This window comes from Klebsiella sp. CN_Kp088, assembly GCF_040064335.1.
GTDB lineage: Bacteria > Pseudomonadota > Gammaproteobacteria > Enterobacterales > Enterobacteriaceae > Klebsiella > Klebsiella aerogenes.
On sequence record NZ_JBEAIQ010000028.1, the window covers coordinates 14,778 to 41,417 of the forward strand.

General features: G+C 53.2%; 28 protein-coding genes, 3 pseudogenes and 1 other annotated feature. Of the genes and pseudogenes, 17 read left to right on the top strand and 14 right to left on the bottom strand.

What is annotated here, in order from left to right:
• Window positions 1-9: 9 nt before the first annotated feature.
• The 3 genes from ABLV08_RS17555 to ABLV08_RS17565 are packed head-to-tail and all read left to right on the top strand — an operon-like array spanning window position 10 to window position 2,907.
• On the top strand, window positions 10-1,023 hold the full coding sequence (locus ABLV08_RS17555) for an ABC transporter ATP-binding protein (RefSeq protein WP_015705106.1): 1,014 nt from the start codon (window positions 10-12) through the stop codon (window positions 1,021-1,023).
• The gene (oppF, locus tag ABLV08_RS17560; protein ID WP_015367066.1) at window positions 1,020-2,024 is read left to right on the top strand and encodes a murein tripeptide/oligopeptide ABC transporter ATP-binding protein OppF; all 1,005 of its coding nucleotides are present in this window, start codon (window positions 1,020-1,022) and stop codon (window positions 2,022-2,024) included. Before ABLV08_RS17555 ends, oppF begins: the two co-directional genes overlap by 4 nt.
• Window positions 2,025-2,040: 16 nt before the next feature.
• Window positions 2,041-2,907 carry an ion transporter gene (locus ABLV08_RS17565; RefSeq protein WP_020079110.1) on the top strand — a complete coding sequence of 289 codons (867 nt, stop codon included), beginning with the start codon at window positions 2,041-2,043 and terminating at the stop codon, window positions 2,905-2,907.
• A gap of 68 nt (window positions 2,908-2,975) precedes the next feature.
• On the opposite strand, the gene ABLV08_RS17570 is transcribed toward ABLV08_RS17565, so the two are convergent.
• Window positions 2,976-3,305, bottom strand: a complete 330-nt coding sequence (locus ABLV08_RS17570; protein WP_015367064.1) for an HI1450 family dsDNA-mimic protein — start codon at window positions 3,303-3,305, stop codon at window positions 2,976-2,978.
• A gap of 34 nt (window positions 3,306-3,339) precedes the next feature.
• On the bottom strand, window positions 3,340-4,800 hold the full coding sequence (gene cls / locus ABLV08_RS17575) for a cardiolipin synthase (protein ID WP_015367063.1): 1,461 nt from the start codon (window positions 4,798-4,800) through the stop codon (window positions 3,340-3,342).
• A 143-nt stretch (window positions 4,801-4,943) separates the two neighbouring features.
• On the opposite strand from cls, the gene ABLV08_RS17580 reads away from it, so the two are divergent.
• Both ABLV08_RS17580 and ABLV08_RS17585 read left to right on the top strand, forming a co-directional pair.
• Entirely contained in the window at window positions 4,944-5,117 is a 174-nt protein-coding gene (locus ABLV08_RS17580) for a YciY family protein (RefSeq protein ID WP_086538044.1), read from the top strand.
• An 84-nt stretch (window positions 5,118-5,201) separates the two neighbouring features.
• Window positions 5,202-5,474: pseudogene (locus tag ABLV08_RS17585) on the top strand (transposase); the annotation flags it as partial.
• 226 nt (window positions 5,475-5,700) lie between these two features.
• Here the strand turns inward: ABLV08_RS17585 and ABLV08_RS17590 are convergent.
• Together ABLV08_RS17590 and ABLV08_RS17595 are read right to left on the bottom strand one after the other, a co-directional pair.
• On the bottom strand, window positions 5,701-6,021 hold the full coding sequence (locus tag ABLV08_RS17590; protein WP_020079107.1) for a cupin domain-containing protein: 321 nt from the start codon (window positions 6,019-6,021) through the stop codon (window positions 5,701-5,703).
• Between the two features lie 2 nt (window positions 6,022-6,023).
• Complete coding sequence (locus tag ABLV08_RS17595; RefSeq protein WP_348856083.1) at window positions 6,024-7,205, bottom strand: oligogalacturonate lyase family protein; 1,182 nt, start codon at window positions 7,203-7,205, stop codon at window positions 6,024-6,026.
• 266 nt (window positions 7,206-7,471) lie between these two features.
• Here ABLV08_RS17595 and ABLV08_RS17600 point away from each other — a divergent pair, with 266 nt between their 5' ends.
• Window positions 7,472-9,025 carry an MFS transporter gene (locus tag ABLV08_RS17600; protein WP_348856084.1) on the top strand — a complete coding sequence of 518 codons (1,554 nt, stop codon included), beginning with the start codon at window positions 7,472-7,474 and terminating at the stop codon, window positions 9,023-9,025.
• Window positions 9,026-9,129: 104 nt separating this feature from the next.
• Here ABLV08_RS17600 and ABLV08_RS17605 read toward each other — a convergent pair whose 3' ends face one another.
• The 3 genes from ABLV08_RS17605 to ABLV08_RS17615 are packed head-to-tail and all read right to left on the bottom strand — an operon-like array spanning window position 9,130 to window position 12,041.
• Window positions 9,130-10,407, bottom strand: coding sequence for a peptidase (locus ABLV08_RS17605; RefSeq protein ID WP_032711425.1), 1,278 nt, complete (start codon window positions 10,405-10,407; stop codon window positions 9,130-9,132).
• Window positions 10,408-10,409: 2 nt separating this feature from the next.
• A complete protein-coding gene (locus ABLV08_RS17610) occupies window positions 10,410-11,684 on the bottom strand; it encodes an MASE1 domain-containing protein (RefSeq protein WP_045385830.1) in 1,275 nt (424 codons plus the stop codon).
• Between the two features lie 21 nt (window positions 11,685-11,705).
• A complete protein-coding gene (locus tag ABLV08_RS17615; protein WP_015367055.1) occupies window positions 11,706-12,041 on the bottom strand; it encodes an SMR family transporter in 336 nt (111 codons plus the stop codon).
• Between the two features lie 190 nt (window positions 12,042-12,231).
• On the opposite strand from ABLV08_RS17615, the pseudogene ABLV08_RS17620 reads away from it, so the two are divergent.
• A pseudogene (locus tag ABLV08_RS17620) lies at window positions 12,232-12,348 on the top strand (transposase); the annotation flags it as partial.
• Here ABLV08_RS17620 and ABLV08_RS17625 read toward each other — a convergent pair.
• Together ABLV08_RS17625 and ABLV08_RS17630 are read right to left on the bottom strand one after the other, a co-directional pair.
• Window positions 12,347-12,499: pseudogene (locus ABLV08_RS17625) on the bottom strand (SOS response-associated peptidase); the annotation flags it as partial. The pseudogenes ABLV08_RS17620 and ABLV08_RS17625 overlap by 2 nt on opposite strands.
• 157 nt (window positions 12,500-12,656) lie before the next feature.
• On the bottom strand, window positions 12,657-12,953 hold the full coding sequence (locus ABLV08_RS17630) for a YciI family protein (protein WP_015367051.1): 297 nt from the start codon (window positions 12,951-12,953) through the stop codon (window positions 12,657-12,659).
• 210 nt (window positions 12,954-13,163) lie between these two features.
• On the opposite strand from ABLV08_RS17630, the gene tonB reads away from it, so the two are divergent.
• The gene (gene tonB / locus ABLV08_RS17635; protein WP_032711427.1) at window positions 13,164-13,910 is read left to right on the top strand and encodes a TonB system transport protein TonB; all 747 of its coding nucleotides are present in this window, start codon (window positions 13,164-13,166) and stop codon (window positions 13,908-13,910) included.
• A gap of 43 nt (window positions 13,911-13,953) precedes the next feature.
• Here tonB and ABLV08_RS17640 read toward each other — a convergent pair whose 3' ends face one another.
• The 3 genes from ABLV08_RS17640 to pfkB form a co-directional block, all read right to left on the bottom strand.
• Entirely contained in the window at window positions 13,954-14,814 is an 861-nt protein-coding gene (locus ABLV08_RS17640) for a fructosamine kinase family protein (protein WP_015705109.1), read from the bottom strand.
• Window positions 14,815-14,919: 105 nt separating this feature from the next.
• Entirely contained in the window at window positions 14,920-15,204 is a 285-nt protein-coding gene (gene ghoS, locus ABLV08_RS17645) for a type V toxin-antitoxin system endoribonuclease antitoxin GhoS (protein ID WP_015367048.1), read from the bottom strand.
• 86 nt (window positions 15,205-15,290) lie between these two features.
• On the bottom strand, window positions 15,291-16,223 hold the full coding sequence (gene pfkB / locus ABLV08_RS17650; RefSeq protein WP_348856085.1) for a 6-phosphofructokinase II: 933 nt from the start codon (window positions 16,221-16,223) through the stop codon (window positions 15,291-15,293).
• Window positions 16,224-16,580: 357 nt separating this feature from the next.
• Here pfkB and ABLV08_RS17655 point away from each other — a divergent pair, with 357 nt between their 5' ends.
• From ABLV08_RS17655 to ihfA, 9 genes are all read left to right on the top strand, one after another.
• The gene (locus ABLV08_RS17655; RefSeq protein ID WP_015705111.1) at window positions 16,581-17,339 is read left to right on the top strand and encodes a YdiY family protein; all 759 of its coding nucleotides are present in this window, start codon (window positions 16,581-16,583) and stop codon (window positions 17,337-17,339) included.
• 432 nt (window positions 17,340-17,771) lie between these two features.
• A complete protein-coding gene (gene thrS / locus ABLV08_RS17660) occupies window positions 17,772-19,700 on the top strand; it encodes a threonine--tRNA ligase (RefSeq protein WP_015367045.1) in 1,929 nt (642 codons plus the stop codon).
• 3 nt (window positions 19,701-19,703) lie between these two features.
• Window positions 19,704-20,246, top strand: a complete 543-nt coding sequence (gene infC / locus ABLV08_RS17665; protein WP_004189469.1) for a translation initiation factor IF-3 — start codon at window positions 19,704-19,706, stop codon at window positions 20,244-20,246.
• Window positions 20,247-20,336: 90 nt separating this feature from the next.
• Window positions 20,337-20,534, top strand: coding sequence for a 50S ribosomal protein L35 (gene rpmI, locus ABLV08_RS17670; RefSeq protein ID WP_001124225.1), 198 nt, complete (start codon window positions 20,337-20,339; stop codon window positions 20,532-20,534).
• 50 nt (window positions 20,535-20,584) lie between these two features.
• A complete protein-coding gene (gene rplT / locus ABLV08_RS17675; RefSeq protein WP_004102963.1) occupies window positions 20,585-20,941 on the top strand; it encodes a 50S ribosomal protein L20 in 357 nt (118 codons plus the stop codon).
• Window positions 20,942-21,059: 118 nt separating this feature from the next.
• Window positions 21,060-21,184 (top strand) — a sequence feature (Phe leader region).
• The gene (gene pheM, locus ABLV08_RS17680) at window positions 21,065-21,109 is read left to right on the top strand and encodes a pheST operon leader peptide PheM (RefSeq protein ID WP_001386830.1); all 45 of its coding nucleotides are present in this window, start codon (window positions 21,065-21,067) and stop codon (window positions 21,107-21,109) included. It overlaps the preceding feature by 45 nt.
• A 63-nt stretch (window positions 21,185-21,247) precedes the next feature.
• Window positions 21,248-22,231: a phenylalanine--tRNA ligase subunit alpha gene (gene pheS, locus ABLV08_RS17685; RefSeq protein ID WP_015367044.1), complete on the top strand. Its 984-nt coding sequence runs from the start codon at window positions 21,248-21,250 to the stop codon at window positions 22,229-22,231.
• 15 nt (window positions 22,232-22,246) lie between these two features.
• Entirely contained in the window at window positions 22,247-24,634 is a 2,388-nt protein-coding gene (pheT, locus tag ABLV08_RS17690; protein WP_015705112.1) for a phenylalanine--tRNA ligase subunit beta, read from the top strand.
• Window positions 24,635-24,638: 4 nt separating this feature from the next.
• Complete coding sequence (ihfA, locus tag ABLV08_RS17695; protein WP_015367042.1) at window positions 24,639-24,938, top strand: integration host factor subunit alpha; 300 nt, start codon at window positions 24,639-24,641, stop codon at window positions 24,936-24,938.
• Between the two features lie 57 nt (window positions 24,939-24,995).
• Here the strand turns inward: ihfA and ABLV08_RS17700 are convergent, their stop codons facing one another.
• Window positions 24,996-25,349, bottom strand: a complete 354-nt coding sequence (locus ABLV08_RS17700) for a RidA family protein (protein WP_026612343.1) — start codon at window positions 25,347-25,349, stop codon at window positions 24,996-24,998.
• The gene (locus ABLV08_RS17705; RefSeq protein ID WP_340172096.1) at window positions 25,346-26,611 is read right to left on the bottom strand and encodes a D-amino acid dehydrogenase; all 1,266 of its coding nucleotides are present in this window, start codon (window positions 26,609-26,611) and stop codon (window positions 25,346-25,348) included. Before ABLV08_RS17705 ends, ABLV08_RS17700 begins: the two co-directional genes overlap by 4 nt.
• Between the last annotated feature and the right edge of the window lie 29 nt (window positions 26,612-26,640).

Genomic DNA, 26,640 nt, shown 5'->3' on the forward strand with positions numbered 1-26,640 from the left:
AGCGCCGTCATGAGCACAATTGAAATGACTAAAGCGCCGCAGGCCGCGCAGCAAAGCGGTCTGCTGCTGGATGTGAAGGATCTTCGGGTGACGTTTAAAACGCCAGACGGCGATGTCACCGCGGTTAACGATCTGAATTTTAACCTGAGGGCCGGCGAAACCTTAGGCATCGTCGGTGAGTCAGGTTCCGGTAAATCGCAAACGGCGTTCGCGCTAATGGGGCTTTTGGCCGCGAATGGCCATATTAGCGGTTCCGCCACTTTTAACGGTCGCGAAATCCTTAATTTGCCCGAGCGCGATTTGAATAAGCTGCGCGCCGAACAGATTTCGATGATTTTCCAGGACCCGATGACCTCGTTGAACCCTTATATGCGGGTCGGCGAGCAGTTGATGGAAGTGCTGATGCTGCATAAAGGGCTGAGCAAAGCCGCGGCTTTTGAAGAGTCGGTAAGGATGCTCGATGCGGTGAAGATGCCGGAAGCGCGTAAGCGCATGAAGATGTTCCCGCACGAGTTCTCCGGCGGGATGCGCCAACGCGTGATGATCGCCATGGCGCTGTTATGTCGGCCAAAACTGCTGATCGCGGATGAACCGACCACCGCGTTGGACGTCACGGTGCAGGCGCAGATCATGACCTTGCTCAACGAGCTGAAGCGCGAATTCAACACCGCGATTATTATGATTACCCACGACCTCGGCGTGGTCGCGGGGATCTGCGATAAGGTACTGGTGATGTACGCCGGGCGCACCATGGAATACGGTCAGGCGCGCGACGTCTTCTATCAACCGTCGCACCCGTACTCGATCGGTTTACTCAATGCGGTACCGCGTCTCGATGGCGAAGGCGATTCCTTGCTAACGATTCCAGGCAACCCGCCGAACCTGCTGCGTCTGCCGAAAGGGTGTCCTTTCCAGCCGCGCTGCCCGCATGCCATGGAAATCTGTAATAGCGCTCCGCCTCTGGAGTCGTTTGCGCCAGGCCGCCTGCGTGCCTGCTTTAAACCGGTGGGGGACCTGCTATGAACGCCGTGATCGAACAAAGAAAAGTGCTGCTCGAAATTGCCGATCTGAAAGTGCATTTTGATATTAAAGATGGCAAGCAATGGTTCTGGCAGCCATCAAAAACGCTCAAAGCGGTCGATGGCGTCACTCTGCGCCTGTATGAAGGCGAAACGCTGGGGGTGGTTGGCGAATCCGGCTGCGGTAAATCGACCTTCGCCCGCGCCATTATCGGCCTGGTGAAAGCCACCGACGGTAAAGTCGCCTGGCTGGGTAAAGACCTGCTGGGCATGAAACCTGAAGAGTGGCGCGATGTGCGTAGTGATATCCAGATGATCTTCCAGGATCCGCTGGCCTCACTGAATCCGCGTATGACCATTGGCGAAATCATCGCTGAACCGCTGCGGACCTATCACCCGAAGATGCCTCGTCAGGAAGTGCGCGATCGCGTGAAGGCGATGATGATGAAGGTCGGCCTGTTGCCGAACCTGATTAACCGCTATCCGCACGAATTCTCCGGCGGCCAGTGTCAGCGCATTGGTATCGCGCGTGCGCTGATCCTTGAGCCTAAGTTGATTATTTGCGATGAGCCGGTTTCGGCGCTGGACGTTTCCATTCAGGCGCAGGTGGTGAACTTACTACAGCAACTGCAACGGGAGATGGGGCTATCATTGATTTTTATCGCCCATGATCTGGCGGTAGTAAAACATATTTCCGACCGTGTGCTGGTGATGTATTTAGGCCACGCGGTGGAGTTGGGGACCTATGATGAGGTGTACCATAATCCGCTGCACCCTTATACCAAAGCGCTGATGTCGGCGGTGCCGGTGCCGGATCCCGATCTGGAGAAAAACAAAACCATCCAACTGCTGGAAGGGGAGTTGCCTTCGCCGATTAATCCGCCATCGGGTTGTGTATTCCGCACCCGATGCCCATTGGCCGGGCCCGAATGCGCCAAAACGCGGCCGGTGCTGGAGGGCAGTTTCCGCCATGCGGTTTCCTGCCTGAAGGTAGACCCGTTATAATCACTCGGGCTGACTGATGTCAGCCCTTTTTTATTGTGAGGTTAACGTGGCAGTTTCGCTTTCCGCCGCCCGTTTGCGGCTTTACCATCTACTCTTTGATCAAACTCGTCGCTCCGGCCGCCGTTTTGAAGGGCTTTGCGGTTTATTTGCCCTGTTGAGCGTGGTTATTATTTTTGTTGAGTCCGGACTCGGTTCGCAGTATCACCTGTCGCTAGATGAATGGCATGTTTTTGTCTGGCTGGAATTAGGAATTACCGCGGTCTTCACCGTGGAATATATTTTACGCGTAATAAGCTGGCCGAATCCGCTGCGCTATATCTTCAGCTTCTGGGGATTTATCGATCTGGCGACCGTTCTTCCGCTGTATGTAATGTGGTTATGGCCGGAAATGAGCCTTGAGTATGTCTTTGCCTGGCGGGCCATGCGGGTTATCCGCGCGCTGCGTATTCTTAAACTGCTGCGCTTTATGCCGTCGCTGAATATTTTTTGGCGGGCTATCGTCAGCGCCCGTCACCAGCTCATTCTGTTCTACTCGTTTATTGCTATTGTGATGGTGATTTTTGGCTCGCTGATGTATTTAATTGAAGGGCCGCAATACGGGTTTACCACCTTAAATGCCTCGGTCTACTGGGCAATCGTCACCATTACTACGGTGGGATACGGCGACATTACGCCGCATACGCCATTAGGGCGGATACTCGCCTCGGTGCTTATTCTCATCGGTTATTCTATCATCGCCATCCCGACCGGGCTGATTACGACGCATATGACGACGGCGCTGCAAAACCGACGTGCCCGCCGCGTTTGCCCAAACTGCAGTAACGCCGAGCATGATAAAAATGCCCGTTTCTGCCACGCCTGCGGAACAGAATTACCGCAATAACGTATAAAACAAAAAGCCTGCCGATGTTACCGTCGGCAGGCTTTCCTACAGGCGCATTAGCTTAATGCTTATTCGCGCCACAGAATGTGGCACAGCTTGTGATCTTTTTCCCGGCATAGCAGAACGCGAGCGAAAATATCGTTGATCTCGCCGCCATCGGTATCGGCCAGGCCAATAACGACTTCGGCGAAGAAATCTGGATTGAGGTCGTAATCGACATGCTCTTGCCAGTCTTCCGCCGGGTCAAACAGTTCGGCGCCGCCGCGCTCTTCAAACTGCAGATTGAAAAGAATGATATCCGCCGGGTCGAGGTTATCGGCCGCCAGCTCAAGAAAGATATCGTAGGCCTGTTCGAGCGTTTCGTCTTCGGTCAGGCGATTGTTTAAATCCATATCCATGATTGCTACCCGTTAAGCATCTGATGGGCACGTTTTACAGCAACGGGCTGAAGAAGTAAAACAGTCGCTCTGCGATCCGCTGCCATAGCGGTCGTTTGGCCCACAGTTTTGCATCCAGCAGGCGCGAGCGGGAGATGTAATCGTCCTGCACCGCCGCCAGGTCGCCGCCAAAGCCCACGTCGTCGATCGCCAGCGTGATCTCGAAATTGAGCCACAGGCTGCGCATATCAAGATTAACGGTACCGACCAGGCTCAGTTCGCCATCTACCAGCACGCTTTTGGTATGTAGCAGGCCGCCTTCGAATTGATAAATTTTCACCCCAGCAGCGAGCAGTTCAGTGAAGAAGGCGCGGCTGGCCCAGCCTACCAGCAGGGAGTCGTTTTTGCGCGGCATAATAATACTGACCTCGACGCCGCGCTGGGCTGCGGTACAGATGGCGTGCAGCAGATCATCACTGGGGACGAAGTAGGGGGTGGTCATGATCAGATGTTCTTTCGCCGCATAAGCCGCAGTTAACAACGCCTGATGAATCAAATCTTCCGGGAAGCCGGGGCCGGAAGCAATAGTATGAATGGTATGCCCGTTAGCCTCTTCAAACGGCATGATATTGACGTCCGGCGGCGGGGGTAAAATTCGCTTGCCGGTTTCAATTTCCCAGTCGCAGGAGTAGACAATCCCCATTGCCGTAGCCACCGGGCCTTCCATTCGCGCCATCAGATCGACCCACTGACCGACGCCGGAATCTTGTTTGAAGTAGCGCGGATCGACCATATTCATACTGCCGGTGTAGGCGATATAGTTGTCGATCATCACCATTTTACGATGTTGACGTAAATCCATGCGGCGTAAGAACACGCGCATCAGATTAACTTTAAGCGCTTCAACCACCTCGATACCGGCGTTACGCATCATGGCCGCCCACGGGCTGCGGAAGAAGGCGACGCTGCCGGCTGAATCGAGCATTAGCCGACAATGCACGCCGCGGCGCGCGGCGGCCATCAGCGACTCGGCGACCTGATCGGCCATTCCGCCGGGCTGCCAGATATAGAACACCATCTCAATATTGTGTCGTGAGAGCTGAATATCGCGAATCAGCGCCTGCATCACGTCATCGGATTCGGTTAGCAACTGTAGTTGGTTACCCTTAACGCCGGCGATCCCCTGGCGACGTTCACAGAGTTTGAACAGCGATTCGGCAACCGGGCTATTTTCTTGCGCAAAGATATGCTTGCAGCTTTTCAGGTCCGTTAGCCATTTGGCGGTAGAGGGCCACATGGCGCGCGCGCGCTCGGCGCGCCGTTTTCCAAGATGCAATTCGCCGAAGGAAAGATAGGCGATAATTCCCACCAGCGGCAGGATGTAAATAATCAGTAACCACGCCATGGCGGAAGGCACTGCACGGCGTTTCATTAGAATGCGTAATGTCACGCCGGCAATCAGCAGCCAGTACCCCAGAATGACCAGCCAGTTTACGACCGTGTAAAAGGTTGTCATAGATGAAAAATCCTTTTGAATAGCCCGATGCCATGAGTTTACGCATCAGCATCCATCTGGCAAATAAAAACACAGCGAAAGCGATGGTCAGACAGATTCATCGGTTTATAATGGGGCGTGTTTTCACTCGTAGAGTAGTAGCAATGAAGCGTAGTAGAACGGAAGTAGGGCGCTGGCGCATGCTTAGACAAGTAAGTCGCCGTAAATCGCGCTGGCTGGAAGCCCAATCTCGCCGCAACATGCGGATTCTTTCAATCAGGAAGTGCCTGGTCAAACGGCAGCGTCATGCTTTGCTGTTCACCTTCTCTGAATTTTGAGAGTAAAAATTAAAGGCACCGTGAATCGCCGCGGGTTTAACAGACACCTCAGAGTCATTGAAGATGACTTAAAGAGAGGTGCCCATGAGCGGTAAGCGTTATTCTGAAGAGTTTAAAATTGAAGCAGTCAAACAGGTTGTTGATCGTGGTCATTCTGTTTCCAGTGTTGCAACACGTCTCGATATCACCACTCACAGTCTTTAGGCCTGGATAAAGAAGTACGGTCCGGATTCTTCCACTCATAATGAACAGTCAGATGCTCAGGCCGGGATCCGCCGTCTTCAGACAGACCAGATGCTGACCGGGCAGATCAAACAGTTCTGGCTTGAGTCTGGCTGCGTCTATGGTTATCGCAAGTGCGTGATACCGGACAGGCACAAGACAGCGGCCCCGGTGGCTAACATTCGTGAATTTTCCAGCGTCATTCACGCGGAATACGGAACACTGCTGCAGGACCTGCGCAGAGAATAGCGATGCCGTTCGTCATTTTGCATTTATGAATGGCACGATTATGCGGGATACTTACACACTGGCTTCTCCCGCTCTTTACAGGTTCCTCTGACTCCACGTCAAACCATGCCTCTTACAGAAAATCCTCTCTCTGTGGCGTAAAAGTATCCAGCAATATACCTGCCTCCAGACACTCGCAACCGTGTATGATATTCGGTTGTTTGTAGAGTGTGTCACCGGCTTTCACCTCACGAGTCTCATCGCCAATGGTGAACACAAAGCGCCCGGAAAGCACATAGGTCAGTTGTTCGTGAATATGCCGGTGGAGTGACCCGACAGCACCCTTTTCAAAATGTACTTCGACCGCCATCAGCGAACCACTGTGCGCCAGAATCCGCCTGCGTACTCCGTTACCGAGATCTTCCTCCGAAGTCTCGTCCCTAAAAATAAACATAGTTACTCCTTACCAAGTGAACTGACCTGAGTATCCGGTATTTGTGCAAGATAAAGGGCCGGCAGGCCTTCGAAATCAGATGTAAATAACACGTCCCGGTCGTCGGGTGAAAAAGAGGGATGCGGATGGGTAACCTGCCGGTCGCCGTCCAGCACCTGCCAGGAACTCTGATGTGTTGCCAGTGGCGCATAGCGGCGGGTTCGGGTGTCAAAGAGATAGAGAAAGGGATCGTTTTCGATGACATGCCCTGAGGTATCCTGTACATCCACCGGGGTACCCGAGCCATCACCCACCAGCAGCGTGCCATCGGCATTGCTCATCAGATGTGAGCAGGCCGGCATTGTCATCAGGCTGCTGTCTTCTCCGGTTTGTGGTGAGAAGCGGCGAATGTAACGCTCGGAATGACCTTTAAAGTATGAAACGTAGAGGAGTGCGGAACCATCCGGTACCCAGAACTCATGGGTACAGCTTTCTTCCGGCGCATGCGTTTTCACTTTGCGTACGTTACTCCCGTCTTCGTTGACCAGCCACATGCGTGCATCCACAAGATCGTGAGGTCCCTCATGACAGAATGCCACCGTACTGTCGTCGTAAGGTCGATAGAGGGGATGTCCAAGCCATTCGTTCGCTTCATGGATCACCCGCGTGGAACCGTTATGCAGATCCACCTGCAACAGGCGACAATGCGGACGACGCAGATAAAACGTCCGGAATTTTTGCCAGTCGGTGAGCGGTGTCCAGTCATCACGGGCAATTTCGATACCGACCAGACGCGTACATTCGCTGTTTGCTACCCAGGTGCCATAGCCAACCCATTCCTCCGGTACCGTATAGATCGTATGTTCGCTGTAATCATCCAGACTGACACGACGTAATTCCCGTTCGTTTTTCACGTAATAAAGGCTGCGATCGTCGGGCGACAAAAAGCCACCGAAAGTATTGTCACCACGACCGTGTGTAAGTTGAACGGCGGTCTGTTTTTGCCGGTCCAGCAGGTAATAGTTGCGATGACCGTCAAATTCAGCAGCAAACAGGAGTTTGCTGCCGTCACGTGTAAAGCTTTTTTGATAGAAATAGTTGCGATGACATATCACATCTGGTGGTGTCAGACGCGTTATCCGAGCCCCGGTATGCGGGTCACTGAAATGGTGAAAATGTAACTGAATCGTTGAACCCTTAGCCATTACTAGCCCCTGCATTACAGAAGGAAATTTTATTATGAAATTGCGTTTCATAATAATAAAAACAAAGTATCTTTTCTGTCGAGGGGAAATGTCCAGTACCGATGATGGAAATGTAACCCCGGTCACAATTTCTTCAGAAGCGCCCTTAGCAATGTTTTTAATGTGAACATACTCACCTTTCTTTACGGCTACCCATACTATAAAACACAGATTCATAAAATATAAAACGCTATTTCGTTTCTTGTTTGATAACAAAGGGCAGGGTTATGAAGACAGAAAGGCCAGTTCTTTTCAGGCATCAACTCGCATATGGAGGGGGTAACTTGCTGGGTAGCGGGGCACTGGCCATTGCCGGTATCTGGTTACTTTACTTTTACACCACCTTTTGTGGTCTGACACTGCTGCAGGCTTCGGCTATTTTTTCGGTTGCCAGTATTATTGATGCCATCAGCAATCCGCTCATGGGATATATTTCAGATAATTTCGGCAAAACGCGTCTCGGTAAACGCTTTGGCCGCCGCCGGTTCTTCATTCTGCTGGGCATCCCCCTGATGATGGTCTACCCCCTGCTGTGGATCGATGGATTTGGTTTCTGGTATTACCTTTGTACCTATGTGTTGTTTGAGTTGATCTACACCTCTGTCATGGTGCCCTATGAAACACTCGCCACTGAAATGACCGCAGATTTCGCGAAACGATCTAAACTCACTGGTTTTAAAGCTATTTTTGGTAAAGTAGCCAACTTTCTCGCCGCTTTCATTCCGGGCCAGTTCATTCTTGTTTACGGTAAAGAATCGGCCACCCCATTTTTTTACACCGCCCTGACATATGGGGTGATTTTATGTGTGGCGATGGGGACACTCTGGTATTACTCGTGGGAGCGCCCGGCCGCAGATGCTTCGCCGGAAAGTGAAGAAAACACCACGCTCAGCCATGCAATGCTGGCATTGCTGAGGGAGATGAGATCGACTTTTTCACTGCGTGTTTTTCGCAAACATCTGGGTATGTATTTGTGCGGCTTCGGGGCAGAGTGGCTGTTTGCTTCTGTCTTTACCTACTTTATCATTTTTGTCCTGCAGTATGATCCGACCATGGTATCCGGACTGAGCAGCCTGAACTCCGTACTTCAGCTCTTTTCCACAGCTATTTTTATTGCTATCTGCGTAAAACATGGGTTCAGCAAGCCCTATATACTTGCGCTGGGTATCGTTATTTTTTCCGTACTGTGTTATGCCGCGCTCTATTTTTTCCACCTACCTCAACAGTATGCCACTGCGGCGATGCTGGCGATTACCGTTGTTTTCGGGATCGGTACGGGCGGGGTGTATTACATTCCCTGGACTGTGTATACCTTTCTCGCTGATGTTGACGAAGTCTTTACCGGACGCCGCCGCGAGGGGATCTATGCCGGCACGATGACCTTCTCCGGTAAACTTGTGCGCTCTGTGATTGTGTTTACTATGGGAGCGATCCTGAGTTACTATGGATTCCAGTCTAAATCGCAAACCCAGCCGGAAAGTGCGGTAATGGCTATTGCGCTGGTCTTTTGCGTCGGTGTGATTGCACTGGCTCTCGCGGGGATTTATTTCAGCGCGCAGATGAAGCTGAACCGGAAGGCACATCTGGTGGTGCTTGCTGAGGTGGCACGTATCCGGGCTGGTGGCCAGATTTCACATGTCACAGCGGATGTTCGTGCCGTCATGGAAGCCCTGATCGGTTTTCCGTATGAACAATGCTGGGGTAACACTACCGTCTGTTGCGATGGCAGAAACAAGCATCCTGACAGGACACCACTTGCCGGCACGACCCGACAACCCTGAGGTATACCGGTTTCTGTCAGGGCTCGGGAGGGAGGCGGAGTCAGAAGCCGGTGATGTTTCTTCTACCGCCCGGAAGGAGCACCTTTTCCTGACGCCGTTGCATCTCATAGTTTGCGAAACCAGTTCAGTCTGGCCGGATGAACCAGCCCGTGCAATGCGCGGGAATAATCCAGAACCAGCCCGGGAGTCCAGGCCATGGTAGTGGCACGGCGGCGGAGTTGTGCTGCGATCCAGAGCTCCGGCTGCAAGAAGAGCCGTAAAAAAACCGACCAGCCGCTCCGGTTGCACAGCACACCATCTAACGCGGCTTCAAGTGCGTATGCCACACTGCTGGAGCAATTTCGCCAGGTAAGGTTATATATTTCCTGGCGGCGATAGTATGTAGCGAATGCCCGGAGTGATACCGCGTTGAAAGTATGAAAACAAACCTGTCTGTCGGCTTCACACCAGGCGGCGGACTCTGATGCGTAACTGTCCTGAAATTTTCCGGGTACATTATTCTCCCGTACGGCCCGGAGTGTGCGAAAAAACTCCGAAGGGGACCGATCTATATCCACTGCCGGGTAAAGACTGATATAGATATCCTGCATCTCCAGCGCGGCATGTCCGGTAGAAATGACCCCGGCAGAATCCACTGCTGCAATATAGCGATTCATCACTGGCCGGGGGAGAGTGTCCTGGGTAGCAGAACCTTCCGGTGTCCAGACCAGAACCCGGAGCTCTGTCGCTTCCAACGCCACTTCTTCCTGACAGGGATGCTGTGGTTCTGTATTTGTCGGCGCGTATCCTGTGCTGTCCGGAGACTGGACATCAAAAATAGTCACCCCCGGGGCCAGACTTCGGAGCCGAAAAGCAAGCAGAATGCAGTCAACGGCACTGAGCAGCATCAGCGCCCCGATGAACTGAGGAACCGTTCCATCATGATGAGTGGGATAGGGCTGGAAAAGGAATACCGCATACAGGATCTGACACATCCCGCCAGCCAGCGCGCGTCTCCAGTACGGATAACGAACCACCCAGGCGGCAGCAACCTGAAAAGCGCCGGACAACAAACAGATAAATCCCAGTATGATAGCCAGGAGGAGATTACTGCCTGAATATCCTGACAGAATAAGCAGGGCCACGGCTCCAATAATCCCACCTTTAAACAGATAAATTCCTCGCTTAGCCCCGGTGGCACCGGATGACGCAACAAGCGTTAACAGACTCTCGCACAAAAGAAACCAGCCAAAAAGTCCGAGCGGAAAATAGCGTGCTCCCAGCATACCGTCCGCCAGTACCAGAAAACCGAAAAGACCCCACATCAGACCTGCAGCAGTAAGAAGGTACCGGTTGCCACCGATAAAACGTCGGCCGCATAAAAGCAGTGCAATCTGCAGCATATTCAGTGGTCCTCCGGACGGATAACGGAAACCGGACCACTGGCGGGTAACCAGTATCCGACGAGGAATCCACCTGTTGTACCGGGCAAAAAGAATAGTCCCCGCTCGCAGATCATTACGTGCTCATCTCCCGGCAATGTAAGCCGAAATATCAACGATCCGCCTACGGGCAGGCCGCGGATCGCCTGTTCCCAGCGTGATGTTAACTGTTGCCTGACAGCAGTATCCACGCTCTGGAGCAGGATTTTTCTGTCAGGCAGGTGTGCCACCGTATCTGCCAGCACCGGTGTTCCCTGCAGATCCCAGTCGATCCGGCCACTTCGGATATCCATGCGAAAGGCGGTTTCTTCGTGATGCATCTGCTTACGCCCCGGACCGTTTAGCTTATCCGGCAACCGCAGTAACAGCCGGACAAAGATAGTCAGGATGGCCGTACCGGACAGGTATCCCTGAGCGAGAAGCAGCGGTTCGCCCGGATCCAGGCCTTTAATAAAAAAGGGGCCTGTCTGGTGCCATGAAAAGGAAACCACAACGATGCTCAGTGCCAGAAAAGCCAGCGCGCCGGCCTGGGCACCGGCGATGACCGGGACGACAGCAGTCAACAGGACCGGCAAGCAGGCCAGTCCGTAAATGAGCCCCGCCCGGGACTCTTCCCCGGAAGGGGAAGAGAAAATGAGTATGGCAATCACCGCGACCAACAGCACGCTGGCGAGGGTCTTTACGACGTCCCCCGTTGCCTTCCGGGCTGGCTCCCATGTCAGACCTGTCAGTATGGTAGTGGCGACGATGTTGCCGCTGACATTTGCCGCCCACCACAAAGCAGTGGTATCCGCAAAAGACACGGGATGACGCGAAGACAGCCATCCTGCTGCTGCCATACCAGCCAGCGCGCTGATGATCAGGGTACTGATTAGCCAGACACACACCTTACGAAAATCATCCTGTCCACGACTGTAGTGCTGTACGGCCAGCGCCACTGTAACGTCACCACTGACTGAAATCAGGGAAAGTATCAGGGATGTTTCCGAAGAATGGCGCATCAGCAGATCCATCCCTGCGCGGGCAGCAAAGAGCACGATATACATTGCGGGCCAGAATCGTCGCGGCAGAGAAAGGAAAGCGCTGACAGCAGCCCCGGCAGGAAACCAGACCATCGCTACACGATTTTGCGGATCGTCCAGTTTCAGAGAGATAAATGCCAGAATAAGATAAATGACGGGCCAGATAATGAGGGCAGGAAGATAGTTTTTTTCTGCAATCTGTATACGTTTCGGCATATCCAGTACCTGCAGATAATATCAGTGCGTGACGGTGGAGGAAAACAGCTGAATGACCACCACCCCCGACAGTATCAAGCCCATCCCTGCAATGGCGGGAAGATCAAGCTTCTGGCCGAAGAGAAACCAGGAAAAAATGGAGACAAGAAAGATGCCCAGGCCGGCCCATATCGCGTAAGCGATCCCCAGATTCATGACCTTAACGACCTGAGAGAGTCCGTAAAATGACACGGCATAACCGGCGACGACCCCAAGGGAAGGAAGCAGGCGTGTGAATCCTTCTGATGCTCTGACCATGGTTGTTGCAAAGGTTTCGGCCGCGATGGCCACAATCAGGATGATCCACGTGTTCAGCATGACCTCATTGCCTTAAAGAAAGGGTTCTGGTTTAAAAAATAGGAAACAAACCCGGAATTGGCCACCTGTTGATCAATACCGGTACGAAAGGTTGCATGAACACTGCGGCTGTGACCCTGACCCGAAATCCTGCACCATTCAGAAACAGAATGCCGGCATGATCTACACTCCCTGAACGGAGGTGGTGCCGATGAAAAAGTCACGATTCACCGAAGAACAGATGGTTTTTGCCCTGAAGCAGGCTGAACTGGAGACGTCCGTGCCGGAGGTCTGCGGTAAGCAGGGCATTTCCGATGCCACGTTCTATCGCGTTCGCTCAGAAGCAAAACTTTGGTACCGGGCGCGACGTTGTATCGACCAATCGGCTCCGGGTCATATGCGATGTCACGATCGGCTTCATCGGCAAGACAGGAAAGATAATCTTCACGGGTCATTGACTGGGAGAAGCGTCCGCACATATCAACCTCCAGTGGTCAGACTGAAAGTGAAGACGTATCGAGGATCCAAGGAAGGGCGACCATTCTGCACTTAGTGTACCTAAATGCGTCCTTTACAGAATGATCGCTATATTATGATTGGTATATCTTACTGATATTAACTAGCTAATTTGCTTAACTAAAATACTTTCTTGTAAGGTTTCACCGAGACGTGCTGATAGACGCCCGCGGCGATATAGGGGTCATCGTTGGCCCAGGACTGCGCCGCTTCCAGCGATTCAAATTCTGCGATAACCGTTGAGCCGCTAAATCCTGCCGCGCCAGGTTCATTGCTATCCACCGCGGGCATCGGGCCTGCGGTCAGTAAACGGCCTTCATCATGTAATAGTTGTAGGCGCGCCAGATGGGCAGGGCGCACCGCCTGGCGTTTTTCCAGAGAATCGGCGATATCTTCTGCGTAGATGACGTAAAGCACGGCAAGGCTCCTTAATCAAAAAATAGGCAAATCACGTGACGTGAAAGCGTTATGGGCAGCAATGTAAGATGTGCACGCCTTTAGCATGCCACGGCACGCCGGTTTTTTTCCACAAAACGAGGCAAAATTTGATGCAAGATAACACGTCTTATTGAATATGATTGCTATTTGCATTTAAAATCACGGCATCATTTTTCAACAGAAACGACTATGAGCGCAATGACCCTTGATTTACCTCGCCGCTTTCCGTGGCCAACGCTGCTGTCCGTGGCTATCCACGGTGCCGTTGTGGCGGGGTTGCTTTATACCTCGGTACATCAGGTTATTGAAAAGCCTTCGCCTTCACAGCCAATCGAAATCACGATGGTGGCGCCGGCGGATTTAGAGCCTCCGCAGGCGGCGCAGCCGGTCGTTGAACCCGTTGTTGAACCGGAGCCGGAACCGGAGCCTGAAGTGGTGCCTGAGCCGCCAAAAGAGGCGCCAGTGGTTATCCACAAACCGGAGCCGAAGCCCAAACCCAAACCCAAGCCGAAACCAAAGCCTAAGCCGGAGAAAAAAGTCGAGCCGAAACGCGAGGTGAAGCCCGCTGAGCCGCGCCCGGTCTCGCCGTTTGAGAATAACAATACGGCGCCTGCGCGTACTGCCCCGAGTACCACGGCGGCAACGGCAAAACCGATGACCACCGCGCCGAGCGGTCCTAAAGCGTTGAAACGCGGCGACCCGTCTTACCCGCAACGTGCGCAGGCGCTGCGTATTGAAGGTGACGTGCGCGTGAAATTTGATGTCACCGCCGATGGTCGGGTGGAGAATATCCAGATACTCTCTGCGAAGCCGGCCAATATGTTTGAGCGTGATGTCAAAACCGCGATGCGCAAATGGCGCTACGAGGCAGGCAGGCCGGGAACGGGTTTGACGATGAACATCAAATTCCGCTTAAACGGCGTAAAAATGGATTAAGCTCGCTGATGAAAAAGGCCCTTTTGAGGGCCTTTTTTTACGCCTATTGCAGGGCTTCATCGAGCGCTTTTTGCGCGGTGACCAGGTGCTGGCCGCCGAACAGAATTGCCCGATTAAGTAAAGTGTATAGCTGGTAAATCGGTTGCCGTTCAAGGAAACCAGCGGGCAGCGGCGAGACCGACTGATAGCCATCGTAAATCTGCGGCGGTTGTTCCGGATGCAGAGGCAGCATTGCCAGATCGCATTCGCGATCGCCCCAATAACATGCCGGATCGAAAATATACGGCCCATTGGGCCCTAGCGCGCAGTTCCCGGACCACAAGTCGCCATGTAATAAAGAAGGCTGCGGCTGATGGCTGCTGAGCCGCTGCTGTACACTTTCGACAATGTTGTCGATATCGCCGAAGTGCAGTCCTTTTTCCGCCGCTAGCTCCAGCTGCCAGCCAATGCGTTGTTCAGCGAAAAACGTTGACCAGCGGCGCTGCCAGGCATTCGGCTGCGGGGTCGTCGACAGATCGTTGTCAAAATCAAGGCCAAACTGCGGCTGGTCGCTCCACTGATGTAAATGGGCGATCTGCTGACCAAGCAGAAACGCGTTATGCGCGTCCAGCGGTCGCGGCGGCAAATATTCCATCACCAGAAAACTGTAATCCCGGTCGCTGCCGACGGCAAAAACCTGTGGAACGCTGACGGTTTTACAGCGCGAGAGCAGCTCCAGCTGGTCCGCCTCCGCGGTAAAAATGGGGAGCAGTTCGCGTTCATCGCATTTGACGAAATAATCTTTTCCGCCAAAACGTAAATGCCAGGCGGCATGGATCTCTCCGCCGGGTAGCTCGTTGCGCAGTTCGATTTCAGCGCCGTCAGTGTGCTGCTCGCTTAACAAATTGCTAATAGCTTGCCACATGCTGTCTCTCCCCATGTTTTCCACCATATCATAAGGTTAGCGTATAACCTGGCCGTAAAGTTCGAGCTAACGCACAACTGACGTCTTCCACGATGGCGATCGCACTTATTGAGCTTTTAACCATTCGCTAAATGTGGTGATGGCGATCTCTGCCGGCCTGCCTAAAGCGGCTTCCGCGAGACCTGCGCTTAATGCCCGAACGTCTTCGGGGCTTTGTGCGCTCAGCAGGCCAAATGTGTTAGTACCTAAATCATGGGTTTTGCCATCATCGTCGTTGAGCGTCAGGACGAAACCTGCGCGAATGAAATGATTGCTGAGCTCGTTAATCTCAGTCAGCGCTTGTTCCTGGAACTTAACGGTGATCACGTGCGCGGTAATATCGTTGCTCATTTTTCACTCTGTTGTTATGCATGGAATTTCTAGCATAGACCATGGTAGCGAATTGACCCCCTTCACCCGGGTGAAGGGTGTCGATACTAGCGGCCACACAGGTAATCGTAGATTTTCTGCGTGTTGGTTAATGAACACAGGCGGGTGCCGTAGTTAATCGTGGCGGCGCTACCAGCGGCAACGCCAAAGCGGACCATATCCTCAAGCGAGGCATGTTCCGCCAGACGTAGCGTCATTGCGCCGACCATACTGTCACCCGCGCCAACGGTGCTCTGGCTTTTCATCGGTGGCGGCACCACCTGTACGCTGCCGGTGGCATCAACTCCCAGCGCCCCCTGCGGACCCAGCGAAACCACAACCCGGCGTACTTTTCCGGAGCGGATCAGTTCCAGCGCGGCATTACGCACGTCGTCAGGCTGGCTGAGGTCGCGCTGTACCAGCGCGCTAAGCTCTTTCTGGTTCGGTTTGACCAGCTCGATGTTGCCGACATCCAGCGCGGCGGCCAGCGCATCGCCGGAGCTGTCGATGATGCAACGTAGCCCGTGCTGCTGCGCGTTTTTTACCAGTTGAGTCAGATGCTCGACGCTGATTCCGGGCGGCAGACTGCCGCTGATAACCAGCAGAGAACCGGGCTCAATCGCGAGTACTTTCTCTTCCAGGCGACGGAACTCCTCTTCGGTTAGCGCCGCGCCGGGCATGACAAAGCGATATTGTTCGCCGCTGGCATCGACATGCACATGTAAGTTCTGCCGCGTCCAGTCGCGGGTTTCTATTGTTTCGACCGGGACCTGCTCATCAGCCATCAGGGCGGTAAGATGCTCGCCGGTGGCGCCCCCAACCGGGAAAATCGCCGTCGCTTTACCGCCCAGAAAGGTAATGGCCCGGGCGACGTTGATCCCGCCGCCTCCGGGTTCGAATACCGGTGCGCTACAGCGTAACTTGCCTTCAGGGTATATTTGCGGTGTCAGCGTTGCGCTATCGAGTGATGGGGCCAGCGTGAGCGTATAAATTTTGGTCATCCTGTTCCTCCTTAATACGAATAAAGCTGCTTTTTTAAGCATGGCACTGAAATGGAGTGAGGGGAAGCGGGGCGGACGATGGATTTACAAAGATGTCTGGGTTTTTATCTTTATGAAATAAAGATTGTTTTGGGAACAGTCTTATTCAAAAAACGAAATAGCAACTGATTGCTAAGTTATTCGTGCTTTTTTATAATCAAGCGCCTTTCTTAGGACTCGCATTCAGCGCGCCTCGCGAAAGTTTCCGGGACCTGCCTGGTCTCCTTAAATGTTGTACGGACTCTAAATTAAATGAAGGGATCGCTGGTCCATTCATCATTTGTACTGTCCTGAAGATATGTATTTTAGAGAGTTATAATGAAGCTTTTGAAGACAGTACCCGCAGCGGCATTGCTGGCGGGGGGGCTTTTTGCGTCTGTAAACGCACTGGCCGATGATTCCGTTTTTACCGTCATGGATGACCCTTCCACTGCCAAAAAACCTTTCGAAGGTGCTGTGAATGCGGGTTATCTCGCTCAGTCCGGCAACACGAAAAGCTCCTCAATGACCGCTGACTCCACGTTGACCTGGTACGGCGATACCACGGCCTGGTCACTGTGGGGCAATGCGAGCAACACGTCCTCTAACGATCAACGCTCTTCGGAGAAATATGCCGTTGGCGGCCGTAGTCGTTATAACCTGACCGATATGAACTATGTATTTGGCCAGGCCAGCTGGCTGACCGATCGCTACAACGGCTATCAACAGCGCGACGTGCTGACTGCCGGTTATGGTCGCCAGATCCTCAACGGCCCGGTTCACAGCCTGCGTTTTGAATTTGGTCCGGGCGTGCGTTACGACGAGTATACCGATGGCGATAACGAAACTCAGCCGCTGGGGTACGCCTCCGGCACCTGGGCATGGCAGATGACCGATAACGCCAAATTTACTCAAGGTGTTTCGGTATTCGGCGCTGAAGACACGACGCTGAACTCGGAAAGCGCATTAAATGTGGCAATCAACGCCCACTTTGCGCTGCGTGTCGCCTATAACCTGACGTGGAACTCGCAGCCGCCGGCTTCGGCGCCGGAGCATACCGACCGCCGCACCACCTTATCGCTCGGTTATAAAATGTAATTTTCAGGCCGGGCAACCGGCCTGATTCCTGTTATTTCCTGCCGGGTATGAATACTCACTATTACGGATGATTTTTTCATTTCGTTTTTTAGCGGTGGTGGCATTTATTTCTTCATTTCAGGTAATTTATCGGTTAATTAACCGTGTGGTTTAAGCGGGAATTGCCACGACAAATTGTCAACGCCCCTTGCTATTTAAAAGAAGAATAACCATTTAGTTATTGCGACTTTAATCGCGCAGTAATGATGTGTACACTAACCCTCGGTGTTATCAACGAGCGGCTGCAGGTGAGGGCGGTTCAATAGATAGACGGGCGTACTCATATTTTCGCAGAGTGAAGCGGGAGCTGAGCCACAACTCGTTGATAATTATGATTATATTGTTTTGTATGTGCTCTTTCGTGCGGGGCACCACTGCAAATAAGGACATAAAATGCCTGTAATTACGCTTCCTGATGGCAGCCAACGCCATTTCGACCACGCAGTTAGCCCGATGGATGTCGCTCTGGATATCGGTCCAGGCCTGGCGAAAGCCACCATCGCCGGACGTGTAAACGGTGAGCTGGTTGACGCCTGCGACCCGATCGAAACTGACTCCACGCTTTCTATTATCACCGCAAAAGATGAAGACGGCCTGGAGATCATTCGTCACTCCTGCGCTCACCTGTTAGGTCATGCGATCAAACAGCTGTGGCCGAACACTAAAATGGCCATTGGCCCGGTTGTCGACAACGGTTTTTACTATGATGTCGATCTGGACCACACCCTGACTCAGGAAGACATCGACGCGCTCGAAAAACGTATGCACGAGCTCGCCGAGAAAAACTACGATGTCATCAAGAAGAAAGTCAGCTGGCACGAAGCGCGTGAAACCTTCGTGAAGCGCGGCGAACCCTATAAAGTTTCTATTCTTGACGAAAACATCGGCCATGATGACAAGCCAGGCTTGTATCATCACGAAGAATATATCGATATGTGCCGCGGTCCGCACGTACCGAATATGCGTTTCTGCCATCACTTCAAACTGATGAAAACCGCTGGCGCGTACTGGCGTGGCGACAGCAACAATAAAATGTTGCAGCGTATCTACGGCACTGCCTGGGCAGATAAAAAAGCGCTGAACGCCTACCTGCAGCGTCTGGAAGAAGCCGCTAAGCGCGATCACCGTAAAATTGGTAAACAGCTTGACCTGTATCATATGCAGGAAGAAGCGCCGGGTATGGTGTTCTGGCACAATGACGGCTGGACTATCTTCCGTGAACTGGAAACTTTCGTTCGTTCGAAACTGAAAGAGTATCAGTATCAGGAAGTTAAAGGCCCGTTCATGATGGACCGTGTGCTGTGGGAAAAAACCGGCCACTGGGACAACTACAAAGATGCGATGTTCACCACCTCTTCCGAGAACCGTGAATACTGCATTAAGCCGATGAACTGCCCGGGTCACGTGCAGATCTTCAACCAGGGGTTGAAATCTTACCGCGATCTGCCGCTGCGTATGGCTGAATTCGGTAGCTGCCACCGTAACGAACCGTCGGGCGCGCTGCATGGCCTGATGCGCGTTCGTGGCTTTACTCAGGATGATGCGCATATCTTCTGTACTGAAGATCAGGTTCGCGATGAAGTGAACGCCTGTATTCGTATGGTTTATGATATGTACAGCACCTTTGGCTTCGAGAAAATCGTCGTCAAGCTGTCTACTCGCCCGGAAAAACGTATCGGTAGCGATGAGACCTGGGATCGCGCGGAAGCGGATCTGGCGGTGGCGCTGGAAGAAAACAACATCCCATTTGAATATCAATTGGGCGAAGGGGCGTTCTACGGCCCGAAAATTGAATTTACCCTGTATGACTGCCTCGATCGTGCATGGCAGTGCGGTACTGTACAGCTGGACTTCTCCCTGCCGCAGCGTTTAAGCGCCTCTTATGTTGGCGAAAACAACGAGCGTCAGGTACCAGTAATGATTCACCGCGCGATTCTCGGCTCGCTGGAGCGCTTCATCGGCATCCTGACCGAAGAGTTCGCTGGCTTCTTCCCAACCTGGCTTGCGCCAGTGCAGGTAGTGGTCATGAATATTACTGATTCTCAGTCTGAATACGTTAACGAATTGACGCGTAAACTACAAAATGCGGGCATTCGCGTAAAAGCGGACTTGAGAAATGAGAAGATTGGCTTTAAAATCCGCGAGCACACTTTACGTCGTGTCCCGTATATGTTGGTCTGTGGCGACAAAGAAGTCGAAGCCGGCAAAGTGGCCGTGCGTACCCGTCGCGGTAAAGACCTCGGCAGCATGGACGTAAATGAAGTGATCGAGAAGCTGCAACAAGAGATTCGCAGCCGCAGTCTTCAACAACTGGAGGAATAAGGTATTAAAGGCGGAAAACGAGTTCAAACGGCACGTCCGAATCGTATTAATGGCGAGATTCGCGCCCAGGAAGTTCGCTTAACTGGTCTGGAAGGTGAGCAGCTGGGTATTGTGAGTCTGAGAGAAGCTATCGAAAAGGCTGAAGAGGCTGGAGTAGATTTAGTTGAAATCAGCCCTAACGCCGAACCGCCAGTTTGTCGTATCATGGACTACGGCAAGTTCCTTTATGAAAAGAGTAAGTCTTCTAAGGAACAGAAGAAGAAGCAGAAAGTTATCCAGGTTAAGGAAATTAAATTCCGCCCTGGTACTGATGAAGGTGACTATCAGGTAAAACTCCGCAGCCTGATTCGCTTTCTCGAAGATGGCGATAAGGCCAAGATCACGCTGCGTTTCCGCGGTCGTGAGATGGCCCACCAACAGATCGGTATGGAAGTGCTTAATCGCGTGAAAGACGATCTGGTTGAACTGGCAGTAGTCGAATCCTTCCCAACGAAGATCGAAGGCCGCCAGATGATCATGGTGCTCGCTCCGAAGAAGAAACAGTAAGGCCATCAAGTAACATTCCGGTGGGCTTCGGCTCACTGGTTTGTTCGCCTTTGTTTCGTTTATTAACAATGCGAAGTGGAAGTTATTAAAATGCCAAAAATTAAGACCGTACGCGGTGCTGCAAAGCGCTTCAAAAAAACCGGTAAAGGTGGTTTTAAGCACAAGCACGCTAACCTGCGTCACATTCTGACCAAAAAAGCTACCAAGCGTAAACGTCACCTGCGTCCGAAAGCCATGGTTTCCAAAGGCGATCTGGGCCTGGTAATCGCGTGCCTGCCGTACGCATAAGTCGTTAACCCTTTTAACTTTTTAATTAGAATAGATACAGGAGAGCACATATGGCTCGCGTAAAACGTGGTGTAGTTGCCCGTGCACGTCACAAGAAAATTTTGAAACAAGCTAAAGGTTACTACGGTGCGCGTTCTCGCGTATACCGCGTTGCCTTCCAGGCTGTTATCAAAGCTGGTCAGTACGCTTATCGTGACCGTCGTCAGAAAAAGCGTCAGTTCCGCCAACTGTGGATTGCGCGTATCAACGCAGCAGCACGTCAGAACGGTATTTCTTACAGCAAATTCATCAACGGCCTGAAAAAAGCCTCTGTTGAAATCGACCGTAAGATCCTGGCTGACATCGCCGTATTCGACAAATTAGCGTTCACCGCTCTGGTCGAAAAAGCGAAAGCAGCTCTGGCATAAGCCAGTTGAAAGAGGGAGCTTGTCTCCCTCTTTTCGTTTCAACACTATCAATACATTGACTTTTATCCGTGCAGGCTTTTCAATACAGGTCTGACATTTCTTACCAGACAAGGTAATGCAAGCATGAATGCTGCTATTTTCCGCTTCTTTTTTTACTTTAGCACCTGAACTCAGGAGGCTAGCGCGTGAAAGAAGAAACGGAAAACAGCGCCAGAAAGCCTCCCCTGTGGAGGCTTTTTTCGTATATAGATTCGGGATATTTATTTCACTAAAACCGGTGTCTGCACCGACATAATGAGGAAAACCATGTCACATCTCGCAGAGCTGGTTGCCAGTGCCAAGGCAGCCATTAACGAGGCATCAGATGTTGCCGCGCTGGACAACGTCCGCGTTGAATATCTGGGTAAAAAAGGGCATCTGACCCTGCAAATGACCACCCTGCGTGAGTTGCCGCCGGAAGAGCGCCCGGCAGCGGGTGCGGTCATTAACGAAGCGAAAGAGCAGGTGCAGCAGGCGCTGAACGCGCGTAAGGCTGAGCTGGAAGGCGCCGCGCTCAATGCCCGTCTGGCGGCAGAGACCATCGACGTCTCGCTGCCGGGTCGCCGCATCGAAAACGGCGGTTTACATCCGGTTACCCGCACCATCGATCGTATCGAAAACTTCTTCGGCGAACTCGGCTTTACCGTGGCGACTGGCCCGGAAATCGAAGATGACTATCATAACTTCGATGCGCTGAACATTCCGGGTCACCATCCGGCTCGCGCCGACCATGATACCTTCTGGTTCGATGCGACCCGTCTGCTGCGTACTCAGACTTCTGGCGTACAGATCCGCACCATGGAAAACCAGCAGCCGCCAATTCGTATTATCGCGCCGGGCCGCGTCTATCGTAACGATTACGATCAGACCCACACCCCGATGTTCCATCAGATGGAAGGTCTGATTGTTGATAAGAACATCAGCTTCACCAATCTGAAAGGTACCCTGCACGATTTCCTGAATAACTTCTTCGAAGAAGATCTGCAGGTACGCTTCCGTCCGTCCTACTTCCCGTTCACCGAGCCGTCTGCAGAAGTTGACGTGATGGGTAAAAACGGTAAATGGCTGGAAGTGCTGGGCTGCGGCATGGTGCACCCGAACGTACTGCGTAACGTCGGCATCGATCCGGAAGTTTACTCCGGCTTCGCCTTCGGCATGGGCATGGAGCGTCTGACCATGCTGCGTTATGGCGTGACCGATTTGCGCGCATTCTTCGAAAACGATCTGCGTTTCCTCAAACAGTTTAAATAAGGGCAGGACAGAACAATGAAATTCAGTGAACTGTGGTTACGCGAATGGGTTAACCCGGCGATCGACAGCGAAGCGCTGTCCGATCAGATTACCATGGCGGGCCTGGAAGTTGACGGCGTTGAGCCGGTGGCCGGTAGCTTCAACGGCGTGGTCGTCGGTGAAGTGGTCGAGTGCGGCCAGCATCCGAATGCTGACAAACTGCGCGTTACTAAAGTCAATGTCGGCGGCGAGCGTCTGCTGGACATCGTCTGCGGCGCGCCAAACTGCCGTCAGGGCCTGAAGGTGGCCGTCGCGACCATTGGCGCCGTACTGCCGGGCGATTTTAAAATTAAAGCGGCGAAACTGCGCGGCGAACCGTCAGAAGGGATGCTGTGCTCTTTCTCCGAGCTGGGTATTTCCGACGATCATAGCGGTATCATCGAACTGCCGGCCGATGCGCCGATTGGTACCGACATTCGCGAATACCTCAAGCTTGACGACAACACCATCGAAATCAGCGTTACGCCAAACCGCGCCGACTGCCTGGGTATCATCGGCGTGGCGCGCGATGTCGCTGTGCTGAACAAAGCGCCGCTGAACGCGCCGGAAATCACTCCGGTTGCCGCGACCATTGACGACGTGCTGCCGATTCAGGTTGAGGCGCCGCAGGCGTGCCCGCGTTATCTGGGCCGCGTGGTGAAAGGCATCAACGTCAAAGCGCCGACCCCGCTGTGGATGAAAGAAAAACTGCGCCGCTGCGGTATCCGTTCCATCGATGCGGTGGTTGACGTGACCAACTACGTGCTGCTTGAACTGGGCCAGCCGATGCACGCCTTTGACCGCGACCGCATTGAAGGCGGTATCGTGGTGCGGATGGCGAAAGAGGGCGAAACGCTGGTGCTGCTGGACGGCTCTGAAGCTAAGCTCGATAGCGATACGCTGGTTATTGCTGACCATAAGAAAGCGCTGGCGATGGGTGGTATCTTCGGCGGCGAACACTCCGGCGTTAACGATGAAACCCAGAACGTGCTGTTGGAATGCGCGTTCTTCAGCCCGCTGTCTATCACCGGTCGCGCGCGCCGTCATGGCCTGCACACCGATGCATCCCATCGCTACGAGCGCGGCGTCGATCCAGCCCTGCAGTATAAAGCGCTGGAGCGTGCGACCCGTCTGCTGATCGACCTGTGCGGCGGTGAAGCTGGCCCGATTATCGATGTAACCAACGAAGAGACGCTGCCAAAACGCGCCACCATCACCCTGCGCCGCAGCAAGCTGGATCGCCTGATTGGCCATCATATCGATGACGCGCAGGTTAGCGACATTCTGCAGCGCCTGGGTTGCGAAGTGACCGTTGGTCAGGACCAGTGGCAGGCCGTTGCGCCAAGCTGGCGTTTCGATATGGAGATCGAAGAAGATCTGGTTGAAGAAGTGGCCCGCGTCTACGGCTACAACAACATTCCTGACGAGCCGGTACAGGCGGGTCTCATCATGGGAACCCACCGTGAAGCGGACCTGTCGCTGAAGCGCGTGAAAACGCTGCTGAACGACAAAGGTTATCAGGAGGTCATTACCTACAGCTTCGTTGACCCGAAAGTACAGCAGCTAATCCACGCCGGTGAAGAGGCGCTGATTCTGCCAAGCCCGATTTCCAGCGAAATGTCGGCGATGCGCCTGTCGCTGTGGACCGGTCTGTTGGGCACCGTCGTCTACAACCAGAACCGTCAACAGAGCCGCGTGCGCATCTTTGAGAGCGGTCTGCGCTTCGTGCCGGATACGCAGGCGCCGCTGGGCATTCGTCAGGATGTGATGCTGGCCGGGGTGATTAGCGGTAACCGCTACGAAGAACACTGGAACCTGGCAAAAGAAACCGTCGATTTCTATGATTTAAAAGGCGATCTGGAATCTGTTCTTGATCTGACCGGTAAATTAGCCGATATCGAATTCCGCGCAGAAGCGGCTACCGCACTGCATCCGGGACAATCCGCGGCGATTTATCTGAAAGGTGAACGCATTGGTTTCATTGGGGTTGTTCATCCGGAACTGGAACGTAAACTGGATCTTAACGGCCGCACTCTGGTGTTCGAAATCGAGTGGAACAAGCTTGCAGACCGCGTGGTGCCTCAGGCGCGCGAAATTTCTCGCTTCCCGGCGAACCGTCGCGATATCGCGGTACTGGTCGCGGAAAACGTCCCTGCAGCCGATGTTTTGGCCGAATGTAAGAAAGTTGGCGTAAATCAGGTAGTTGGCGTAAACTTATTTGACGTGTACCGTGGTAAGGGTGTGGCGGAAGGCTTTAAGAGCCTTGCGATTAGCCTGATCCTTCAGGATACCAGCCGTACACTCGAAGAAGAGGAGATTGCCGCTACCGTTGCCAAATGTGTAGAGGCATTAAGAGAGCGATTCCAGGCATCATTGAGGGATTGAACCTATGGCGCTTACAAAAGCTGAAATGTCAGAATATCTGTTTGATAAGCTTGGGCTTAGCAAGCGGGATGCCAAAGAACTGGTAGAGTTGTTTTTCGAAGAGATCCGTCGTGCTCTGGAAAACGGAGAACAGGTAAAACTCTCCGGGTTTGGCAACTTCGATTTGCGTGATAAGAACCAACGCCCGGGACGTAACCCGAAAACGGGGGAAGATATTCCCATTACAGCCCGGCGTGTGGTGACCTTCAGACCCGGACAGAAGTTAAAAAGCCGTGTCGAAAACGCTTCACCCAGAGAGAAATAATCTGGACTGACTAATTAAAAAGGCCGCTATGCGGCCTTTTTTCTTACCTGTTTTATCTTACGCTTTTACGGCGGTGACCATGATTTCCACCAGGATGTCGGGCCGCGCCATCTCGGCCTGAACGGCCGCCCGCGCCGGGCTATGGCCTTCCGGCATCCACGCCACCCAGACCTCATTAAACGCGGCAAAATCGCGTGAGATATCTTTAAGCCAGATCTGTGCGGAAAGGATGTGCTGCTTGTCGCTACCGGCGGCGACCAGCAGGGCGTCGATCTTCTCCAGTACTTCGCGGGTTTGCAGCGCAATATCATCAGCGCTGCTTTTCGGCGTTTGGCCGGAGAGAAACACCAGGTTGCCGTACTCGACGCTGGCGGAAAGTCGGGGTTGCGGATTATTACGAATAATTGTCATGCGGATTGTTTCCATGTCAGACCATCTAAAGAAATTGCCGGCGCTTCGCCATCGAGGAGTGCTCCCAGTATCACGGCGCTGCCGGCCGCGAGCGTAAAACCAAGGCTACCCTGGCCGAGATTCATCCACAGATTCTGGTATCCGGCGCGCCCCAGCATCGGTGGGCCCGCTGGCGTCGACGGGCGCATACCGGTCCAGGCTTCAGCCTCATCCAGCCCCTGCAGATCGGGGAAGCTGTTCGCGACGATATTTTTCAGCGCCTGAACGCGGCTATCCCGTATTTCTTCACCGTCGTAGCCGATATCCACCATCGCCGCGATGCGTAACCGATCGCCCAGGCGGGCGTAAACGATTTTGTGTCCGTAGTCAGTCACGCTGATATCCGGCGCGATCCCGGCCTCTTTAGGGTAGGGAAGGGTCAGGCTGTATCCCTTCAGCGCGCACAGCGGCACGCGCACGCCCAGATGACCCAGCAGTGAGCCGCTACCGTTGCCGGCGGCGACGACATAATCATCGCCGGTTATTGTACCGCGGCTGGTCTCAAGCGAACTGATACGCCCGTCGTGCTTATTGAGCCGCAGCACCTCGCAGTGGGTGAGTAGGCTGAAGTTGCTGCTGGCATTGAGTTTGTCGAGCAGGGCGAGGCAGAATTTATGGCAGTCTGCCGTTTCATCTCCCGGTGAATAAATCCCGCCTTGTAGCGAATGGCTGATGTGTTTCAGCGCCGGTTCCAGCTGCAGGCAGGCTTCGGCGCTCAGGGCATGCTGATACTGGGGATTAATCCCTTTCGCCGCTTTATGAAAGTCGTACTCCCGGCGATGAATAATGAGTTTACCGCTACGCCGCCAGTGAAAATCAGCAAGATTATCTTCATCAAGCCACGACTGCATAACCTGACGGCTGAGCAGGGATAAGCGTAAAATATGATCGCCGTTAATTTTGTTGCTTTGGCTATTGCAGGCGCGCAGGAACTGCAATAGCCAGCGCCACTGCTGGAAAGACATTTGCAGGCGCATATTCAGCGGCGAATCGGCTTTGCCCATCCATTTAATCCCCTGCAGGGGGACGCCACGGTCGGCAAGCGGCGCCACGTAGCGGTAGCTTAATTGCCCGCCGTTGGCGAAACTTGTGGCGCTGCCCGGCTCGGCGTTGCGCTCCAGTAGCTGCACCTGGTGTCCGCTCTTAATTAATACCCAGGCGGTGGCCAGCCCCACCACGCCGCCGCCGATAATCACAATGCGTTTTTTCATAACCTGATATATCCACCGCTGATAAATATCTTGCAGTTATG

Coding starts and splice junctions, on each gene's coding strand:
- ABLV08_RS17605 (WP_032711425.1), bottom strand. CDS start 10,407: ATGCTGCAGATTGCACTGCTTTTATGCGGCCGACGTTTTATCGGTGGC.
- ABLV08_RS17700 (WP_026612343.1), bottom strand. CDS start 25,349: ATGACAATTATTCGTAATAATCCGCAACCCCGACTTTCCGCCAGCGTC.
- ABLV08_RS17580 (WP_086538044.1), top strand. CDS start 4,944: ATGAAGCGTAGTAGAACGGAAGTAGGGCGCTGGCGCATGCTTAGACAA.
- ghoS (WP_015367048.1), bottom strand. CDS start 15,204: ATGAGCAACGATATTACCGCGCACGTGATCACCGTTAAGTTCCAGGAA.
- cls (WP_015367063.1), bottom strand. CDS start 4,800: ATGACAACCTTTTACACGGTCGTAAACTGGCTGGTCATTCTGGGGTAC.
- rplT (WP_004102963.1), top strand. CDS start 20,585: ATGGCTCGCGTAAAACGTGGTGTAGTTGCCCGTGCACGTCACAAGAAA.
- ABLV08_RS17655 (WP_015705111.1), top strand. CDS start 16,581: ATGAAGCTTTTGAAGACAGTACCCGCAGCGGCATTGCTGGCGGGGGGG.
- ABLV08_RS17590 (WP_020079107.1), bottom strand. CDS start 6,021: ATGTTTATTTTTAGGGACGAGACTTCGGAGGAAGATCTCGGTAACGGA.
- ABLV08_RS17555 (WP_015705106.1), top strand. CDS start 10: ATGAGCACAATTGAAATGACTAAAGCGCCGCAGGCCGCGCAGCAAAGC.
- ihfA (WP_015367042.1), top strand. CDS start 24,639: ATGGCGCTTACAAAAGCTGAAATGTCAGAATATCTGTTTGATAAGCTT.
- oppF (WP_015367066.1), top strand. CDS start 1,020: ATGAACGCCGTGATCGAACAAAGAAAAGTGCTGCTCGAAATTGCCGAT.
- ABLV08_RS17600 (WP_348856084.1), top strand. CDS start 7,472: ATGAAGACAGAAAGGCCAGTTCTTTTCAGGCATCAACTCGCATATGGA.
- tonB (WP_032711427.1), top strand. CDS start 13,164: ATGAGCGCAATGACCCTTGATTTACCTCGCCGCTTTCCGTGGCCAACG.
- ABLV08_RS17615 (WP_015367055.1), bottom strand. CDS start 12,041: ATGCTGAACACGTGGATCATCCTGATTGTGGCCATCGCGGCCGAAACC.
- pfkB (WP_348856085.1), bottom strand. CDS start 16,223: ATGACCAAAATTTATACGCTCACGCTGGCCCCATCACTCGATAGCGCA.
- pheS (WP_015367044.1), top strand. CDS start 21,248: ATGTCACATCTCGCAGAGCTGGTTGCCAGTGCCAAGGCAGCCATTAAC.
- ABLV08_RS17595 (WP_348856083.1), bottom strand. CDS start 7,205: ATGGCTAAGGGTTCAACGATTCAGTTACATTTTCACCATTTCAGTGAC.
- ABLV08_RS17640 (WP_015705109.1), bottom strand. CDS start 14,814: ATGTGGCAAGCTATTAGCAATTTGTTAAGCGAGCAGCACACTGACGGC.
- ABLV08_RS17570 (WP_015367064.1), bottom strand. CDS start 3,305: ATGGATATGGATTTAAACAATCGCCTGACCGAAGACGAAACGCTCGAA.
- thrS (WP_015367045.1), top strand. CDS start 17,772: ATGCCTGTAATTACGCTTCCTGATGGCAGCCAACGCCATTTCGACCAC.
- ABLV08_RS17565 (WP_020079110.1), top strand. CDS start 2,041: ATGTCAGCCCTTTTTTATTGTGAGGTTAACGTGGCAGTTTCGCTTTCC.
- pheT (WP_015705112.1), top strand. CDS start 22,247: ATGAAATTCAGTGAACTGTGGTTACGCGAATGGGTTAACCCGGCGATC.
- rpmI (WP_001124225.1), top strand. CDS start 20,337: ATGCCAAAAATTAAGACCGTACGCGGTGCTGCAAAGCGCTTCAAAAAA.
- ABLV08_RS17610 (WP_045385830.1), bottom strand. CDS start 11,684: ATGCCGAAACGTATACAGATTGCAGAAAAAAACTATCTTCCTGCCCTC.